16 protein-coding genes are annotated in these 15,141 nt (G+C 64.5%); 13 read left to right on the top strand and 3 right to left on the bottom strand.

All coding sequences use genetic code 11. The features are described 5' to 3' along the window. Positions 1-4 precede the first annotated feature (4 nt). The 6 genes from rpsR (at position 5) to VGM61_RS10730 (ending at position 5,296) form a co-directional block, all read left to right on the top strand. Complete coding sequence (rpsR, locus tag VGM61_RS10755) at positions 5-235, top strand: 30S ribosomal protein S18 (protein WP_250623437.1); 231 nt, start codon at positions 5-7, stop codon at positions 233-235. A 95-nt stretch (positions 236-330) separates the two neighbouring features. Further along, positions 331-783, top strand: coding sequence for a 50S ribosomal protein L9 (gene rplI, locus VGM61_RS10750; RefSeq protein ID WP_331522805.1), 453 nt, complete (start codon positions 331-333; stop codon positions 781-783). A gap of 178 nt (positions 784-961) precedes the next feature. After that, positions 962-2,353, top strand: coding sequence for a replicative DNA helicase (locus VGM61_RS10745; protein WP_331522804.1), 1,392 nt, complete (start codon positions 962-964; stop codon positions 2,351-2,353). A gap of 43 nt (positions 2,354-2,396) precedes the next feature. Next, complete coding sequence (gene alr / locus VGM61_RS10740) at positions 2,397-3,485, top strand: alanine racemase (RefSeq protein WP_331522803.1); 1,089 nt, start codon at positions 2,397-2,399, stop codon at positions 3,483-3,485. Positions 3,486-3,549: 64 nt separating this feature from the next. Beyond that, entirely contained in the window at positions 3,550-4,935 is a 1,386-nt protein-coding gene (gene radA / locus VGM61_RS10735) for a DNA repair protein RadA (protein ID WP_331522802.1), read from the top strand. 139 nt (positions 4,936-5,074) lie between these two features. Further along, on the top strand, positions 5,075-5,296 hold the full coding sequence (locus tag VGM61_RS10730) for a hypothetical protein (RefSeq protein ID WP_331522801.1): 222 nt from the start codon (positions 5,075-5,077) through the stop codon (positions 5,294-5,296). Between the two features lie 52 nt (positions 5,297-5,348). Here VGM61_RS10730 and VGM61_RS10725 read toward each other — a convergent pair whose 3' ends face one another. After that, complete coding sequence (locus tag VGM61_RS10725) at positions 5,349-6,176, bottom strand: cytochrome C assembly family protein (protein WP_331522800.1); 828 nt, start codon at positions 6,174-6,176, stop codon at positions 5,349-5,351. 97 nt (positions 6,177-6,273) lie between these two features. Between VGM61_RS10725 and ffh the strand changes: the two genes are divergently transcribed. The 5 genes from ffh (at position 6,274) to rplS (ending at position 9,808) form a co-directional block, all read left to right on the top strand. Next, on the top strand, positions 6,274-7,650 hold the full coding sequence (gene ffh / locus VGM61_RS10720) for a signal recognition particle protein (RefSeq protein ID WP_331522799.1): 1,377 nt from the start codon (positions 6,274-6,276) through the stop codon (positions 7,648-7,650). Between the two features lie 169 nt (positions 7,651-7,819). Continuing rightward, positions 7,820-8,071 (top strand): 30S ribosomal protein S16, encoded by a 252-nt coding sequence (gene rpsP, locus VGM61_RS10715; protein ID WP_331522798.1) that lies wholly within the window; start codon positions 7,820-7,822, stop codon positions 8,069-8,071. Further along, on the top strand, positions 8,071-8,583 hold the full coding sequence (gene rimM, locus VGM61_RS10710; RefSeq protein WP_331522797.1) for a ribosome maturation factor RimM: 513 nt from the start codon (positions 8,071-8,073) through the stop codon (positions 8,581-8,583). The genes rpsP and rimM overlap by 1 nt, the downstream gene beginning before the upstream one ends. 17 nt (positions 8,584-8,600) lie before the next feature. Next, positions 8,601-9,380, top strand: a complete 780-nt coding sequence (trmD, locus tag VGM61_RS10705; protein ID WP_331522796.1) for a tRNA (guanosine(37)-N1)-methyltransferase TrmD — start codon at positions 8,601-8,603, stop codon at positions 9,378-9,380. A 20-nt stretch (positions 9,381-9,400) separates the two neighbouring features. Then, entirely contained in the window at positions 9,401-9,808 is a 408-nt protein-coding gene (gene rplS / locus VGM61_RS10700; RefSeq protein WP_331522795.1) for a 50S ribosomal protein L19, read from the top strand. A gap of 113 nt (positions 9,809-9,921) precedes the next feature. On the opposite strand, the gene VGM61_RS10695 is transcribed toward rplS, so the two are convergent. Together VGM61_RS10695 and epmB are read right to left on the bottom strand one after the other, a co-directional pair. After that, on the bottom strand, positions 9,922-11,991 hold the full coding sequence (locus VGM61_RS10695; RefSeq protein ID WP_331522794.1) for an EAL domain-containing protein: 2,070 nt from the start codon (positions 11,989-11,991) through the stop codon (positions 9,922-9,924). Positions 11,992-12,128: 137 nt separating this feature from the next. Next, entirely contained in the window at positions 12,129-13,139 is a 1,011-nt protein-coding gene (gene epmB, locus VGM61_RS10690; protein ID WP_331522793.1) for an EF-P beta-lysylation protein EpmB, read from the bottom strand. Positions 13,140-13,230: 91 nt separating this feature from the next. On the opposite strand from epmB, the gene efp reads away from it, so the two are divergent. Continuing rightward, positions 13,231-13,797, top strand: a complete 567-nt coding sequence (gene efp / locus VGM61_RS10685; protein ID WP_331522792.1) for an elongation factor P — start codon at positions 13,231-13,233, stop codon at positions 13,795-13,797. A 4-nt stretch (positions 13,798-13,801) separates the two neighbouring features. Further along, on the top strand, positions 13,802-15,133 hold the full coding sequence (locus VGM61_RS10680) for a TRZ/ATZ family hydrolase (protein ID WP_331522791.1): 1,332 nt from the start codon (positions 13,802-13,804) through the stop codon (positions 15,131-15,133). The last annotated feature ends 8 nt before the right edge of the window (positions 15,134-15,141 follow it).

Here is a 15,141-nt window from a genome sequence, read left to right as displayed (position 1 = left end):
CGACATGTCCAAATTTTTCCGCCGCCGCAAGTTCTGCCGTTTCACTGCCGAGAACGTAAAAGAGATCGACTACAAGGATCTCAACACGCTCCGCCAGTACATCACCGAGAACGGCAAGATCGTCCCGAGCCGCATCACCGGTACCAAGGCACGCTACCAGCGCCAGCTGGCCACGGCCGTCAAGCGCGCCCGTTTCCTGGCGCTCCTGCCGTACACCGATAACCACGACATCTGATGTTTCGGGCCCGCTTCACGGCGGGCCCGTCCATCGATTTCGGACAGCCATCACGGCTGCGCGGGCACGCCCCGCGCTAACGAAAAGGAATCATCATGGAACTCATCCTGCTGCAGAAAGTGAAGAACCTGGGCGACCTTGGCGACAAGGTGAACGTCAAGCCCGGTTACGGCCGCAACTTCCTCCTGCCCACCGGCAAGGCTGCCCGCGCCACGGCCGTCAACCTGGCCCAGTTCGAAGCCCGCCGCGCCGAGTACGAAGCCAAGGCGAAGGAGCACCTGTCCGGTGCCCAGGGTCGCCAGGCCCAGATCGAAGGCCAGGAAGTAACGATCACCGCGAACGCCAGCCCCGAAGGCAAGCTGTTCGGCTCGGTCTCCACCCGTGACATCGCCGAGGCCCTCACGGCCCGTGGCATCGCCGTGGACAAGAGCGAAGTGATCCAGTCCGCCGGCCCCATCCGCAACACCGGCGAGTATGACGTGATCGTCTCGCTGCATGCCGACATCCATGCGACCGTCAAGGTCATCGTGGTAGCCGAGAAAGCGTAAAGTTTTCCTCGCCTGGCATGGCCGAACGGGCGCCCTTGGGCGCCCGTTCTGTTTTATCCACCGGAACTCCACAGCAATACACAGGCTTATCCACAGCTTGTTGTCTCGGTCCGTGAGACCGGGACGCGTATCATCGTCCCCATAGCCAGCGGCGCTTCGCCCGCTTCGAGGTCAGCGCATGTCGTTCGTTCCCGAACGTAAGTCCCAGAACGCCGCGATCGAGGCCTTGCGCGTATCGCCTCATTCCCTGGAAGCCGAACAGGCTGTGCTCGGCGGCCTGATGCTGGCCCCCGACGCCATGGACAAGGTGGCCGACAAGCTCGGCGAGGACGACTTCTACCGCAAGGATCACCGCCTGATCTGGCGTGCCATTGCCGAGCTTGCCAACAAGGGGATGCCAAGCGATGCGGTAACCCTGGGCGACTGGTTCGAGGCCAACGGCATGGCCGAACTCGTCGGTGGCGCCAGCTACCTGATCGAACTTGCCAATGCCACGCCGAGCGCTGCCAACATCGCTGCCTATGCCGATATCGTGCGCGAGAAGTCCGTGCTGCGGCAGCTGATCGACGCTGGCACGGCGATCACCGAGGACGGCTACCGGCCCGAAGGCAAGAGCGTCCAGGAAGTGATGGAGCTGGCCGAGCAGCGCGTATTCAAGATTGCCGAGAGCGGCGCGCGCGGCAAGAAAGATATCGTCTCGATGCGCACGGCAGTCTCCGAGGCTTTCCGCCTGTTGTCCCAGCGCTACGAGAACCGCGGCCAGCTGACCGGCGTGTCCACCGGCTTCACGGATCTTGACGAACTCACTTCCGGCCTGCAGCCGTCGGACCTGGTCATCGTGGCCGCGCGCCCGTCGATGGGCAAGACGGCCTTTGCCCTGAACATCGCCGAGGCGGCCGCCATGCGCGGCAAGAAGTCGGTGGCGGTGTTCTCGATGGAAATGTCCGCATCGCAGCTGGCGTTCCGCCTTATTTCCTCGTTGGGCCGCATCCACCAGAGCCATCTGCGCACCGGCGACCTGGCCGAGGAAGACTGGCCGCGGGTCACCTCCGCGATCACCATGCTGTCCGATGCGAAGATATTCATCGACGACACGCCAGCGATGTCGCCGGTAGAGTTGCGTTCGCGCGCCCGCCGCCTGCAGCGCGAGCATGGCCTGGGCCTGATCGTGATTGACTACCTGCAATTGATGCAGGTGCCCGGGAACAAGGAGAACCGCGCCACGGAAATTTCAGAAATTTCGCGTGGACTAAAGGCCCTGGCCAAGGAGCTCGATGTACCGGTGGTCGCACTGTCGCAGTTGAACCGCTCGCTGGAGCAGCGTGCCGACAAGCGCCCGATGATGTCCGACCTTCGTGAATCCGGCGCCATCGAGCAGGACGCCGACGTGATCATGTTCATCTACCGCGACGATTACTACAACAAGGAATCCCCGGACAAGGGCTTGGCCGAGATCATCATCGGCAAGCAGCGAAACGGGCCTACCGATACGGTGAAGCTGGCTTTCCTGGGCCACTACACCAAGTTTGAGAACTACGCACCCGATTCATACATCGGTGGCTTTGATTGACGGGACGCTGCACCATCGAAGGGCGTCGCACTGAAGGACCCCGATGAGCCGCACCACCGTCGCTACCATTCACCTGGGCGCCCTGCGCCATAACCTGGGCAGACTGCGCGAACTGGCAGCCCCCGCGCAGGTGATGGCGGTGGTCAAGGCCGATGCCTACGGTCATGGCCTGGAGCGTGTCGCACGCGCGCTGGATGATGAGGCCGATGCCTTCGCCGTGGCCGCCATCGCCGACGGGCTGCGCCTTCGCGCAGCGGGACATCGGCAACGCATCGTGGTGCTGTCAGGCCCCGACGCCGACGCCGATATTCCCGAGATGCAGCGGCTGAAGCTCGAGGCTGCCATCCACCACGAATCACAGCTTGCCCTGCTGGCCGAGGCACAGCCGAACCGGGGCCGCCTGCGCGTGTGGCTGAAGATCGATACCGGCATGCATCGCCTGGGGTTCGCCCCGGAACTGGCGCGCGACATCCACGCTCGCCTGGCGTCGATGCCCGGTGTGCATCCGCAGATCGGGCTGATGACCCATTTTGCCGAGTCCGAGGTGTTCGACGGCAAGGCTACTGCTGCACAGCTGGCGCGTTTCCACGCCGCCACCGACGGTATCGACGCTCCCCGATCGCTGTCCAATTCCGCAGGCGTGCTCGGCTGGCCGGATGCAAAAGGGCAGTGGGTACGCACCGGCGGCCTTCTTTACGGCCTGTCGGTCGTGGAAGGTCAACCCGGCGGCGATCTCGGATTCCGCCCGGCGATGACCCTGGCCACCCGACTGGTGGCGATCAACCAGGTCGTCGCCGGCGAAAGGGTGGGCTACAACGGCACCTACACCTGTCCGGAGGACATGCGCATCGGCGTGGCTGCCATCGGCTATGGCGACGGCTATCCGCGCAGCGCGGCGGCCGGTACGCCTGTCGAAGTTGGCGGCGTGCGTGTGCCGCTGGTGGGCCGTGTATCGATGGACCTGATCACGCTGGACCTGCGCACTGCGCCCGATGCCAAGGTCGGCGACCGTGTCGTGCTTTGGGGTGAGTCGCTTCCCGTGGAGACCGTGGCCGCTCAAGCTGGCACGATCTCCTACGACCTCACATGCGGCATGACCCGCCGCGTGCTGTTCGTCGAAGATGACAGCTAGCCGGCTCACGTGTTGAGACCGCATCGCGTTATCGTCGCCCCCTCTCATCAGGACATTCGATCCCATGGCCAAGGCGAAAACCGCCTATGTCTGCACCGATTGCGGTGCTGAACACAACAAGTGGCAGGGCCAGTGCATCGAGTGCAATGGCTGGAACACACTGAGCGAATTCGTGGTGCAGCCGGCCAAACCGGCGGTGGCTGGCGCAGGTGCGCGTCGCGGTTACGCCGGTGAAGCCGCAGGCGCGCCCAAGGTCACCGCGCTCACCGAAGTGGCCCTGACGGCCGAATCACGCACCACCACCGGCATCGGCGAGCTCGACCGCGTGCTTGGAGGAGGCCTGGTCGACGGCTCGGTCGTGCTCATCGGCGGCGACCCCGGCATCGGCAAGTCCACCCTGTTGCTGCAGATGCTCGGCACGCTCGGTGTAGTCCTGCCCAGCGTGTATGTCACCGGCGAAGAATCCCTGGCCCAGGTCGCCGGCCGCGCCCAGCGCCTGGATCTGCCCCTGGCGCCACTTCGGGCATTGGCCGAAACCTGCATCGAACGCATCCTGGACCAGGCGCTGGCCACGCGGCCGCGCGTGCTGGTGATTGATTCCATCCAGACCATCTGGACCGAGACCCTCACCGCGGCCCCCGGCTCGGTCAGCCAGGTGCGCGAATCCGCCGCACGGCTTACGCGCTTTGCCAAGGAAACGGGAACCTCGGTATTCCTGGTGGGCCATGTCACCAAGGAAGGCGGTATTGCAGGCCCCCGCGTTCTGGAGCACATGGTCGATGCGGTGCTCTATTTCGAGGGTGAATCCGGCAGCCGCTTCCGGGTGTTGCGCGCGTTCAAGAACCGCTTCGGCGCGGTGAACGAGCTGGGCGTGTTCGCCATGTCCGACAAGGGCCTGCGCGAGGTGCCCAACCCGTCGGCCATTTTCCTTTCCACCCATAGCGGCCCCACCTCTGGCAGTGCGGTGATGGTCACCCGCGAGGGCACGCGTCCCCTGTTGGTGGAAGTGCAGGCACTGGTCGATCAATCATCACTGGGCAATCCGCGCCGTGTGGCGCTGGGCATGGAGCAGAACCGGCTGGCCATGCTGCTGGCGGTGTTGCATCGACATGGCGGCCTGGCCGTGTACGACCAGGACGTCTTCGTCAATGTGGTCGGCGGCATCCGCGTGCAGGAGACGGCGGCGGATCTTCCTGTATTGCTGGCGGTGCTTTCCAGCTTCCGCGACCGGCCGTTGCCTGAGAAGACGGTGGCGTTCGGTGAGGTCGGCTTGTCAGGTGAAATCCGTCCTGTCCCCAATGGCGAGGAACGGCTGAAAGAAGCTGCTACCCATGGCTTCCGCCGCGCCATCGTGCCGAAAGCCAACGCGCCGAAGAAGTCCCACATCGGTGAGATGGAGATCCTCGCTGTGGATCGCCTCGGCGATGCGATCGGGCAGGCGATGGGCTAGCGACCGTCGTGGAGGTTCCGGGCGCCTCGACGAAGTTTTTGGTCAGGTTTGACCTACTTCAATGTGGGCGGAAGCTGAAAGCGACGAGTTCGCACGCGCGGTAGCGTTATGGCTCCAAACACAAAGGAGCAAACAGACCATGTCTCTGCCGCCACTACAATGCAGCATCCCAGCCATCACCATTACCGCCGCTTCGCTTGCGGCACCCAATGCCGCCGCCGCGGGGCAAAATGCGACTGCTCCAACCCAGGTGAGTAACGTCGCCGAACGTCATCGTCAACACGACGATCAAAAGCATTTGACCGTCAAACCCGAGATGTCGGCCGCAGCCGCGGCCAGCCAGGGCGAACCGAAAGCGTAGTTCTCCGGCCCTGTCCGGCAGGTAATGCTGCCGTGCTGCACCGGATGCTTCCTCAGAGCGTCCGGTGCAGCACCAGCTCCAGCACGAACTTCGTGCCGATGAAGGCCAGGAAAAGCATTCCCATGCCCAGCAGGGTGAGGTTCACCGCGCGGCTGCCGCGCCAGCCATAACGCCAGCGTCCCAGCAGCAGGGCACCGAAGATCGCCCAGGCGATGATCGACAGCACCGTCTTGTGCACCAGGTGCTGGCCGAAAAGGTTGTCCACGAACAGCACGCCGGTAAGCAGGGTGAGCGTGAGCAGCGCGAAACCCACCGCGATCATGCGGAACAGCAGCGATTCGGCCAGGGTAAGCGGGGGCAGGGCGCGCAGCCAGTGCTTGAACTGGCTGCGCCGCAGGGCGCGTTCCTGGATCGCCAGCAGGATCGCCAGCACCGCGGCGATCGACAGCACGCTGAAACCAAGGAACGCGAAGGTGATGTGCAGCTTGATCTGCCAGTCCTTCAACTCCGGCGCTGTCGTCGGCGCCACGAAAGCATCCAGGGTCGTGAAATTGACCGTAAGCGGATCCAGAGCCACGAATAGGGCCGTAAGCGGAAAGATGAAGATGCCCAAGCCAGCGATAGGCCTGAAAAGGTTCACCCCGATGGTCATGGCGGACACCACCCACGCCACCAGCGAAAGCACTGCAAAGAAGTGAAGATCCAGCGTGCCGCGATGCAGGCCCAACAGCAGCCAGGCGTGCAGGATCACGGCCATGCCCGCCAGCCACATGGCCAGCCGGCCCATGGGGGCGTGGGAGCCGAAGAGGGGACGCGCCAGCGCCAGGGCGGCGGACAGGTACAGGGCGATGGCGGGCAGGGCGACGAGCGTCACGGTCATGCGGTGAGTTTGGCATAGCCCCCCGCCCTGGCGAAACGCGCCTTCTGCCGCATCGGCTATAATCGCGGACTTATCCGTCTGTCATCACCGGCATCCCATGTTCGATTCCTTAAGCTCCCGTCTTTCTGAAACCGTCAACCGCCTGCGCGGTCGTGGTCGCCTGACGGAGGAAAACATCCGCGAAAGCTTGCGCGAGGTACGCATTGCCTTGCTCGAGGCGGACGTGGCCCTGCCAGTGGTGCAGGCGCTGATCGAACGGGTAAAGGTGCGCGCCGTCGGTCAGGAGGTCATGAAGAGCCTCTCGCCGGGCCAGGCCCTGGTCAAGGTGGTCAGCGACGAGCTCACCGCCGTCATGGGCACCGCCAATGCGGAACTGAACCTTGCCGCCACGCCCCCGGCCGTCGTGCTGATGGCGGGCCTGCAGGGCGCCGGCAAAACCACCACCGTGGCCAAGCTTGCGCGCTTCCTGAAGGAGCGCAAGAAGAAGAAAGTGATGGTGGTCAGTTGCGACGTCTACCGTCCGGCCGCCATCGAGCAGCTGAAAACCCTGGCCGGCCAGGTGGAAGTTTCCTTCTTCCCCTCCGATGGTGGACAGGATCCGGTCGCCATTGCGAAGGCCGCGCTGGAAGCCGCCCGCCGCGAGGTGGTCGACGTGCTGATCGTCGATACCGCCGGCCGTCTGCATGTCGACGCCGAGATGATGGCCGAGATCAAGCACCTGCATACCGCGTTGAACCCCATCGAGACCCTGTTCGTGGTCGATTCGATGACTGGTCAGGATGCCGCCAACACGGCCAAGGCATTCTCAGAGGCCCTGCCGCTCACCGGCGTGGTGCTGACCAAGGCCGACGGTGACGCCCGCGGCGGTGCCGCGCTGTCGGTGCGCTACGTCACCGGCCGTCCGGTGAAGTTCCTGGGCGCGGGCGAGAAAACCGACGCCCTGGAGCCGTTCCATCCCGACCGCGTGGCCCAGCGCATCCTGGGGATGGGCGACGTGCTGTCGCTGGTCGAGGAAGTCGAGCGCAAGGTCGACCAGGACAAGGCCAACAAGCTCGCCCAGAAGGTGATCAAGGGCAAGCGCTTCGACCTGAACGACATGCGCGACCAGCTCGAGCAGATGAACAACATGGGCGGCCTGGCCGGCCTCATGGACAAGTTGCCGGGTGTGTCGAACCTGCCGGAAAACGTCAAATCCCGGGTCAACGACAAGGAAATCGGCCGCATGGTGGCCATCATCGGCTCGATGACCAAGAAGGAGCGCCGCCACCCGGATCTCCTGAACGGCTCGCGCAAGGCCCGCGTGGCCCGTGGCTCGGGCACCCAGCCGGCCGACGTCAACCGACTGCTCAAGCAGTTCATGCAGATGGAAAAAATGATGTCCAAGCTCGCCCGTGGCGGTGCCAAGGGGCTGATGCGCCAGATGGCCGGTGCCATGAAGGGCATGGGGGGCGGTGGCTTCCCACCGATGCGCTAAGTCGCCGGGCTTGGCAAAAGCCTGTCTGGAAGGCTTCTTCGCGGATTTAATTGAAGTTTTTTTTAGGGGTTACCCCTTCCTTTTTCCGTCGCACTCGCTAGAATGCACGGTCTACCGCGCACGAATCTCGTGCGCCTGCCGGTCCCCGGCGATTCTGGAGCAAGTAACTATGGTTAAGATCCGTCTTTCGCGCGGCGGCGCCAAGGGCCGTCCGTTTTATCACGTCATCGTGACCGACGGTCGCAACAAGCGTGATGGCCGCAATATCGAGCGCGTGGGCTTTTACAACCCCGTCGCCGCCGGCAAGGACAAGCGTCTGGAGATCGACGTGGCCCGTATCCAGGCCTGGATCGCCAAGGGTGCCCAGTGCACGGACAAGGTCCGCGCCCTGGTCAAGGAAGCCGGCAAGCAGGCTGCCTGATGTCATCGCCCGGACGGAGCGTCCGAGTCGGACGCATCGTTGGGGTGTACGGCGTGCAGGGTTGGGTCAAGCTCGAGTCGTGGACCGAGCCCCGCATGCGCATTTTCGATTACCAGCCCTGGCGCCTCACCGCACCGGGGATCGATCGTGAAGTCCGGAACGTCGAGGGCAGGCAGCAGGGCAAGGGCATCGTGGCCCGCCTGCCTGGCATCGACGATCGCGAGGGCGCCGCAGCGCTGACGGGCACGGAAATCACCGTGGCCCGCGAGCTGCTTCCGGCGCCGTCACCGGGCGAGTACTACTGGACCGACCTCGAAGGTTTAGAGGTAGTCACCATCAACGACGTACCGTTGGGGCGGGTAAGCCACCTGTTCGCCACCGGTGCCAACGACGTGATGGTGGTCAGGAGCGCAGACAAAGAGCGTCTGATTCCTTTCGTCCAGGGTTCGTACGTGCGTTCGGTGGATATTCCCACCGGTCGCATGGTGGTCGACTGGGATCCTGAATTCTAGCTTTCGAAGGCAGGACCATGCGCATCGATGTCGTCACGCTGTTTCCCGACTTCGTGCAGCAGTCCGCCGCGGTAGGTGTCGTGGGGCGCGCGCAGCAGCGCAAGCTGTTGCAGGTTGAAACCTTCAACCCGCGCGATTTCACCCATGATGTCCACCGCACGGTGGATGGCCGACCCTTCGGGGGCGGGCCCGGCATGGTGATGCTGATCGAGCCCTTGCGGGCGGCCCTTGCGGCGGTCCGCGAGGCAGCACCGGAACCGGTGCACGTGATTTACCTCAGTCCGCAGGGAACGCGGCTGACGCAGGGCAGGGTCAAGGCGCTGGCAGCCATGCCGCGCATTGCCCTGGTTTGCGGACGATACGAAGGCGTGGATGAACGCCTGTTGGCACATGAGGTCGACGAGGAGCTCTCGATCGGCGATTATGTACTGTCAGGTGGCGAGCTTGCGGCAGCGATTGTGATCGACGCCGTGGGCCGGCTCCAGGAAGGCGCGTTGAACGACGCGCTCTCCGCCCAGCAGGATTCGTTCTCAGACGGCCTGCTGGACTGCCCGCATTACACCCGGCCCGTGCAGCACGACGCATGGGGCGGTGTTCCGGAGGTACTTCTTTCCGGCGACCACGCAGCCATTGCGCGCTGGCGCCTGAAGCAGTCCCTGGGCCGTACCTGGCTCCGTCGGCCGGATCTGCTCACGCAGCGGGTGCTCGATGATAAATCGAGGGCTTTGCTGGATGAATTCCGCCGTGAATACTCACGGCTTCAACAAGCTGAGGCCGACAACGGCTCGCAGCACTGAAATTTTTGAACGGGTGTGCCATGAACAAACTCATCGAACAGTTCGAATCCGAGCAGATCGTCCGCCAGCTGCCGGATTTCGGTCCTGGCGATACGGTCGTCGTCAACGTCAAGGTGAAGGAAGGCAACCGCGAGCGCGTCCAGGCGTTCGAGGGCATTGTCATCGCCAAGCGTAGTCGCGGCCTGCATTCGGCCTTCACCGTGCGCAAGATCTCGCACGGCACCGGCGTCGAGCGCGTCTTCCAGGCCCACAGCCCGACGATCGACTCGGTCACCGTCAAGCGCAAGGGCAAGGTCCGCGGCGCCAAGCTGTACTACCTGCGCGGTCTGGAAGGCAAGGCTGCCCGCATCAAGGAAGACGTCGCCGCCGCCGCCAACATCAAGGCTGCCAATATCAAGGCCGCCAAGGCCGCTGCTGCCGCCAAGTAATTCGGCGCGGGGCGGGAGCTTTCATCGGCCCGCCCCCAAACGCAGTGCCTGGATAAGAAAAACCTTCGGGGCTCGCGCCACGAAGGTTTTTCCGTGCGTGGGATTTGTGTGCGTCAGGCGTGCGTAAAGTCGTGCCTGTCCGCCACCACCATCACAGGTTCCTGCAGGAAGTTGCCCTGCACGAAGTCCACGCCGCAGGCGAACAGTAGCGACGTACTGGCCGCATCTTCCACCCACTCGGCGATGGTCTGCTTGCCCTGGGTGCGGGCCTGGGTGCATATCTCGGCGATTTTCTTCTGGTTCTCCGGGTGCTGCGGGAGTTCGGTCATGAAGCTGCGGTCGATCTTCAGGTAGTCGGCGTCTACATGCGTGAGCATCTGGAAGGAATTCAGGCCCGAGCCGAACTGCTCCAGGCCGAAGCGGCCGCCCACCTTTTTCCAGGCGGTGACGAACTCCTGGGCCGGGCGCAGGCTGGTCAGTACCTTGCTCTCGGGCATCTCCACCACGATCGTGCTGCGGCGGAGTTTCGCATCGCCCATGCGCTGGGCGAGCCATGGCAACAGCGTGGCATCGTGCAGGGATGCCAGGGTGAGTTTGACGAAATACGTTGTCGTCAGGCCATCGCGCTCCCGCTGGCGCAGGGTATCCAAAGCGTGGTCCAGCACCCAGCGATCAACCGCGGGCAGCATGCCGTGGCGTTCGGCCACCGGCATGAAGTAACTGGGCAGGACGTCGCCGTTGGGCCCGCGCATGCGCACCAGGATCTCGTAGAACTCGCCGGCGGCATCCTGCAGGCTGATGATCTGCTGGTGGTAAAGCAGGAAGTTGTCGCTTTCCAGCGCATCGCGGACCAGGTTCAGCCAGTACAGGTCGCGTTCGGCATCGGCCTTTTCACGAGCTGAAGGATCGTGCACCTCGCTGCGGTTGCCGCCCTGGCTCTGCGCGTTGCGCAGCGCCGTGCTGGCTTGCTCGAGCAGGGTCTCGGTATTGGCGTTGCGCTCGGCCAGCAGGCTGCCGCCGACGGTCAGGCTCACCGTGATCGAACGCGAACCAACGTCGAAGATCTGTGCCGCCACGGAACTGCGCAGGTTTTCGATCAGGCCGTGCACTTCGGCATCGGAGCGTGCATGCAGCACCACGCCGATGGTGTGTTCGCCCAGCACGCCGGCCTCGTCGTCCTCGTCCAGCACGTCGCGAATCCTGGTGGCTATACCGGCGAAGAGCTGGTCGGCATTGCCCATGCCGATCGCCGGCACGATGTCCTTCCAGTTGTCCGGTTCCACCAGGAGCAGGGCCCTGCCGGTCTCGCCGTCGGCAGCCGAGGCCACGGCCCGGTCCACCAGTTCCAGTGTGTGGGCGCGGTTCCACAGGCCCGTCACGGTATCGCGGGTGAGCTGCGCCACGACGTTCGGGTCGATGATTTCGCGGCGGAAGACGATCTGCAGGCAGGGTTCGCCCTCGAACGTGGCGTGCGCGAACTCCACGATGGTCTTGAACCGGTTGCCGTCGCCGCGCCGGGCCTGGAATTCGATGTGCTCCACCGGCGGCTTGTCGCCGCGCGAGAGGTTGCGCAACAGGCTCTTGAAGCGGTCGGCGTCTTCGCTGGCGATCATGTCCAGGATGGGCAGGCCCAGGATGTCGTCGAACTCCTCGAAACCGAACTGCTCAAGGTAAGCCTGGTTCGCGCGCACGTGCATGCCTTCGTGCACATAGGCAATGGCATCGCGGGAGGAGTCGAGCAAGGCATCGCAGCGGCGCTCGGATTCGCGCAGCGCGGTTTCCAGACGGCGCACGTGGCGTCGGGTGGTGAGCGATTCGAATTCCCGGCGGACGATGGCCAGGGTCTGTTCGGGGCGGCTGCGCAGGGCCACGCCGCGGATGCCCGCGGTGAAGAGATCGGCGATGGTGTCTTCGTTGAATCGCTCGATGATGGCGATGATGGAAACATCCTTGCCACTGGCCTCCACCTGGCGCACCACGGTGGCAACGTCGAGCTTCTTCGTGGAGGGATTCACCAGCACGATGTCCGGGCTTTCATCCAGCGACTGGGTGAATTCCTCTGGCGTACCCGCGCGCGATGGCCGCACGGCGATGCCGCCGTTGCGCATCACGTTGATCAGCTGCTCGGCCTGTTCGACGGAGTCCTCGACGAAGGCGATCTTGATGACGTTGTCTTGTTTCATGCTGGGCCGGTGGCGATTCGTGAGGCCGCGATCGCCAGGTTGCCCCCCGTGGTCGCTTCGCGTTCCCTTCAGTTTGTACCCCAATCGTTGCGCCAATACCATCGGCGGTTTTCGTTGGTCCTTGAGCGTGTCGGCCCCTATAGAGGCGTCTTGGAGGGCTCACCCTGTTCCTCGCGGACCAGCCGGGGCACCAGGTATCCGGGCAGCCGTTCGCGCATGGCCTGGACCAGGGCCAGTGCCCGTGCGTCGCTCACCTGGAAATGGGCGGCGCCCTGCACGCGGTCGAGCTGGTGCAGGTAATAGGGCAATACCCCGGCAGCGAAGAGCCGCTCGCTCAGGGCGCTGAGCGTCTGGGCGTCATCGTTCACCCCGGCCAGCAGTACCGACTGGTTGAGCAGGGTCGCCCCGGCGTCCCGGAGGCGCCGGCAGGCTTCTTCGACATCTCCATCGAATTCGTTGGCGTGATTGGCGTGCAGGACCACCACCTTCTGCAGCGGCACGTCGTCAAGCCATTGGATGAAGGCATCGTCGATACGCTCGGGCAGCACCACCGGCAGCCGGGTGTGGATGCGCAGGCGGCGTACATGGGGCAGGGCGCGCAGCCGGTCGGTGAGTTCGGCGAGCTTGCCGGTAGCCAGGGAGAGCGGGTCGCCTCCGGAAAGGATCAGCTCGGTGATGGAGGTGTCGCCGGCAACATGCTCCAGCGCCTGGCGCCAGGCACCGGCCGCGGCGATTTCCTCGCCATAGGGAAAATGCCGGCGGAAACAGTAGCGGCAGTTCACCGCGCAGCTGCCGCTGGCGATCAGCAGCGCCCGGCCCTGGTACTTGTGAAGAAGGCCCTGGGCGCCGCGTGAGGCCAGGTCGCCCACGGCGTCGTGGCTGAAACCCGGGACGGTTTCCATCTCCGCCAGCTGGGGCAGCACCTGCAGCAGTAGCGGGTCGCGGGCGTCGCCATGGATCATGCGCTGGACGAATCCCCGCGGCACCCTCATGGCAAAACCCGCGTCATCGGCGGGAAGGCTCGCTGCCAGGTGCGGCAGGCCCAGCATGGAAAGCAGCTCCAGCGGGTCGGTGACGGCGTCGCGCCACGCCGCGCGCCAGTCGGGCGCGGCGTGAGATAGGCGGCTGGCGGGGCTTCCGGGTATCATGGTGGGCCTAGGTGCAGGCGGGCGCCGCCTGCGATATCGATCATTTTAGCCGCTGGGGACAGCGGTTTTTTCATCCCGGAGTTTATAAGGCATGGCCACATACGGTCTCAACGACGTCAAGAATGGCGTGAAGATCATCGTCGACGGCGATCCCTACGTCGTCGTCGAGGCGGAGTTCGTCAAGCCGGGCAAGGGCCAGGCCTTCACCCGCATCCGCATCCGCAACCTGATCAACGGCCGCACCACGGAAAAAACCCTGAAGTCGAGCGACTCCTTCGAGGGCGCGGACGTGGTCGACACCGATATGCAGTACCTCTACAACGACGGCGAGTTCTGGCACTTCATGCAACAGGAGACATTCGAGCAGCACCAGGCCGATGAAACCGCCGCCGGCGACGCGGGCAAGTGGCTCAAGGGCGAGGAAGAGTGCGTGGTTACCTTGTGGAACGGCCGCCCCATCTCGGTCACCCCGCCGAACTTCGTCGACCTGAAGATCGTCGAGACCGATCCTGGTGTCCGTGGCGACACTTCAGGTGGCGGTGGCAAGCCCGCCAAGCTCGAGACGGGCGCCGTGGTGCGCGTGCCACTCTTCGTCAACCAGGATGAAATCATCCGCGTGGACACTCGTACCGGTGAATACTACAGCCGCGTGAAGTAACGATATGACACTACCGCTCGGTGCCGCCGTCGACCTCGTGATCGAGGCCCGCTGGGTGGTCCCCGTCGAACCGCATGGCGTGGTGCTTGAAGGCCACGCCGTGGTGGTGGATGGCAACACGATCCTTGCCATCCTGCCCATCAATGAGGCGCGCGCCCTGTACGAGCCGCGCCAGTCGGTGAGCCTGCCCGAACACGCCCTGATGCCAGGCCTGGTCAACGCCCACACGCACAGTCCGATGACACTGCTGCGCGGGCTGGCCGACGACCTGCCGCTGATGACATGGCTGAACGAGCACATCTGGCCGGTGGAAGGCGCCTTCATGGGTCCGGAGTTCATCCGCGACGGCGTGGAACTGGCAGTGGCCGAGATGATCCGCGGCGGCACGACGTGCGTCAACGAAAACTATTTCTTCCCCGACGTGATCGGCGCCACTTTCAACCGCATGGGCTTTCGTGCGGTGGTGGGGCTGCCGGTGATCCAGTTTCCCAGTGCCTGGGCCACCACCCAGGACGACTACTTTGCCCGCGCCCTGGAAGTTCACGACAGCTTCCGTGGCCACTCGCTCTTGAGTACCGCCTTCGTGCCGCACGCGCCCTACACCGTGTCGGACGAAAGCTTCGAGCGCATCCGCGTACTGGCCGACCAGCTGGACATTCCCGTGCATTTGCATACGCACGAGACGGCCCAGGAAGTGGAAGACAGCAAACGCGACCACGGTATCCGCCCGTTCCAGCGCCTGCAGCGCTTGGGAATCGTCAACGACAGCCTGGTCGCGGTGCACATGACCCAACTCACCGACACCGAGATCGCCACCTGCGCCGAGCACGGCGTGAGCGTGGTGCATTGCCCGGAGTCGAACCTCAAGCTCGCCTCGGGCTTCTGTCCCGTGCACAAGCTCCGCCAGGCCGGCGTGCGCGTGGCCATCGGCACCGACGGCTGCGCCTCGAACAATGACCTGGACATGTTCGGCGAGATGCGTACCGCGGCGTTGTTGGCCAAGGCCGTGGCCCAGGATGCGTCGGCCTTCGACGCGGCATCCGTGCTGCGTTCGGCAACCCTTGAAGGCGCCCGCGCGATCGGCCTGGGCGAGCGGGTCGGTTCGATCGAACCTGGCAAGCAGGCCGACCTCACCGCCGTACGTCTGGACGACCTGGAAACCCAGCCGCTCTATCATGTGGCATCGCAGCTGGTGTACGCGGCCGCGCGCCACCAGGTGAGCGATGTATGGATCGCTGGCGTGCGCAAGCTCGTCGACGGCATCCTTGCCGACGTCGACACCGACGCCCTGCGTGCGCGCACCCGCCAGTGGCGCGAGCGCATCGCCGCGGTCTGATCTGCTTC

This window comes from Pinirhizobacter sp. (assembly GCF_036499745.1).
In the GTDB taxonomy this organism is placed as follows: domain Bacteria; phylum Pseudomonadota; class Gammaproteobacteria; order Xanthomonadales; family Rhodanobacteraceae; genus Pinirhizobacter.
The sequence above is the reverse complement of the archived record's forward strand: the minus strand, read 5'-3'. Positions and strand labels throughout refer to the sequence as shown.

Excerpts from the sequence above, each read along its gene's own strand:
- rpsR (WP_250623437.1), top strand. The coding sequence starts at position 5 with ATGTCCAAATTTTTCCGCCGCCGCAAGTTCTGCCGTTTCACTGCCGAG.
- rplI (WP_331522805.1), top strand. The coding sequence starts at position 331 with ATGGAACTCATCCTGCTGCAGAAAGTGAAGAACCTGGGCGACCTTGGC.
- VGM61_RS10745 (WP_331522804.1), top strand. The coding sequence starts at position 962 with ATGTCGTTCGTTCCCGAACGTAAGTCCCAGAACGCCGCGATCGAGGCC.
- alr (WP_331522803.1), top strand. The coding sequence starts at position 2,397 with ATGAGCCGCACCACCGTCGCTACCATTCACCTGGGCGCCCTGCGCCAT.
- radA (WP_331522802.1), top strand. The coding sequence starts at position 3,550 with ATGGCCAAGGCGAAAACCGCCTATGTCTGCACCGATTGCGGTGCTGAA.
- VGM61_RS10730 (WP_331522801.1), top strand. The coding sequence starts at position 5,075 with ATGTCTCTGCCGCCACTACAATGCAGCATCCCAGCCATCACCATTACC.
- VGM61_RS10725 (WP_331522800.1), bottom strand. The coding sequence starts at position 6,176 with ATGACCGTGACGCTCGTCGCCCTGCCCGCCATCGCCCTGTACCTGTCC.
- ffh (WP_331522799.1), top strand. The coding sequence starts at position 6,274 with ATGTTCGATTCCTTAAGCTCCCGTCTTTCTGAAACCGTCAACCGCCTG.
- rpsP (WP_331522798.1), top strand. The coding sequence starts at position 7,820 with ATGGTTAAGATCCGTCTTTCGCGCGGCGGCGCCAAGGGCCGTCCGTTT.
- rimM (WP_331522797.1), top strand. The coding sequence starts at position 8,071 with ATGTCATCGCCCGGACGGAGCGTCCGAGTCGGACGCATCGTTGGGGTG.
- trmD (WP_331522796.1), top strand. The coding sequence starts at position 8,601 with ATGCGCATCGATGTCGTCACGCTGTTTCCCGACTTCGTGCAGCAGTCC.
- rplS (WP_331522795.1), top strand. The coding sequence starts at position 9,401 with ATGAACAAACTCATCGAACAGTTCGAATCCGAGCAGATCGTCCGCCAG.
- VGM61_RS10695 (WP_331522794.1), bottom strand. The coding sequence starts at position 11,991 with ATGAAACAAGACAACGTCATCAAGATCGCCTTCGTCGAGGACTCCGTC.
- epmB (WP_331522793.1), bottom strand. The coding sequence starts at position 13,139 with ATGATACCCGGAAGCCCCGCCAGCCGCCTATCTCACGCCGCGCCCGAC.
- efp (WP_331522792.1), top strand. The coding sequence starts at position 13,231 with ATGGCCACATACGGTCTCAACGACGTCAAGAATGGCGTGAAGATCATC.
- VGM61_RS10680 (WP_331522791.1), top strand. The coding sequence starts at position 13,802 with ATGACACTACCGCTCGGTGCCGCCGTCGACCTCGTGATCGAGGCCCGC.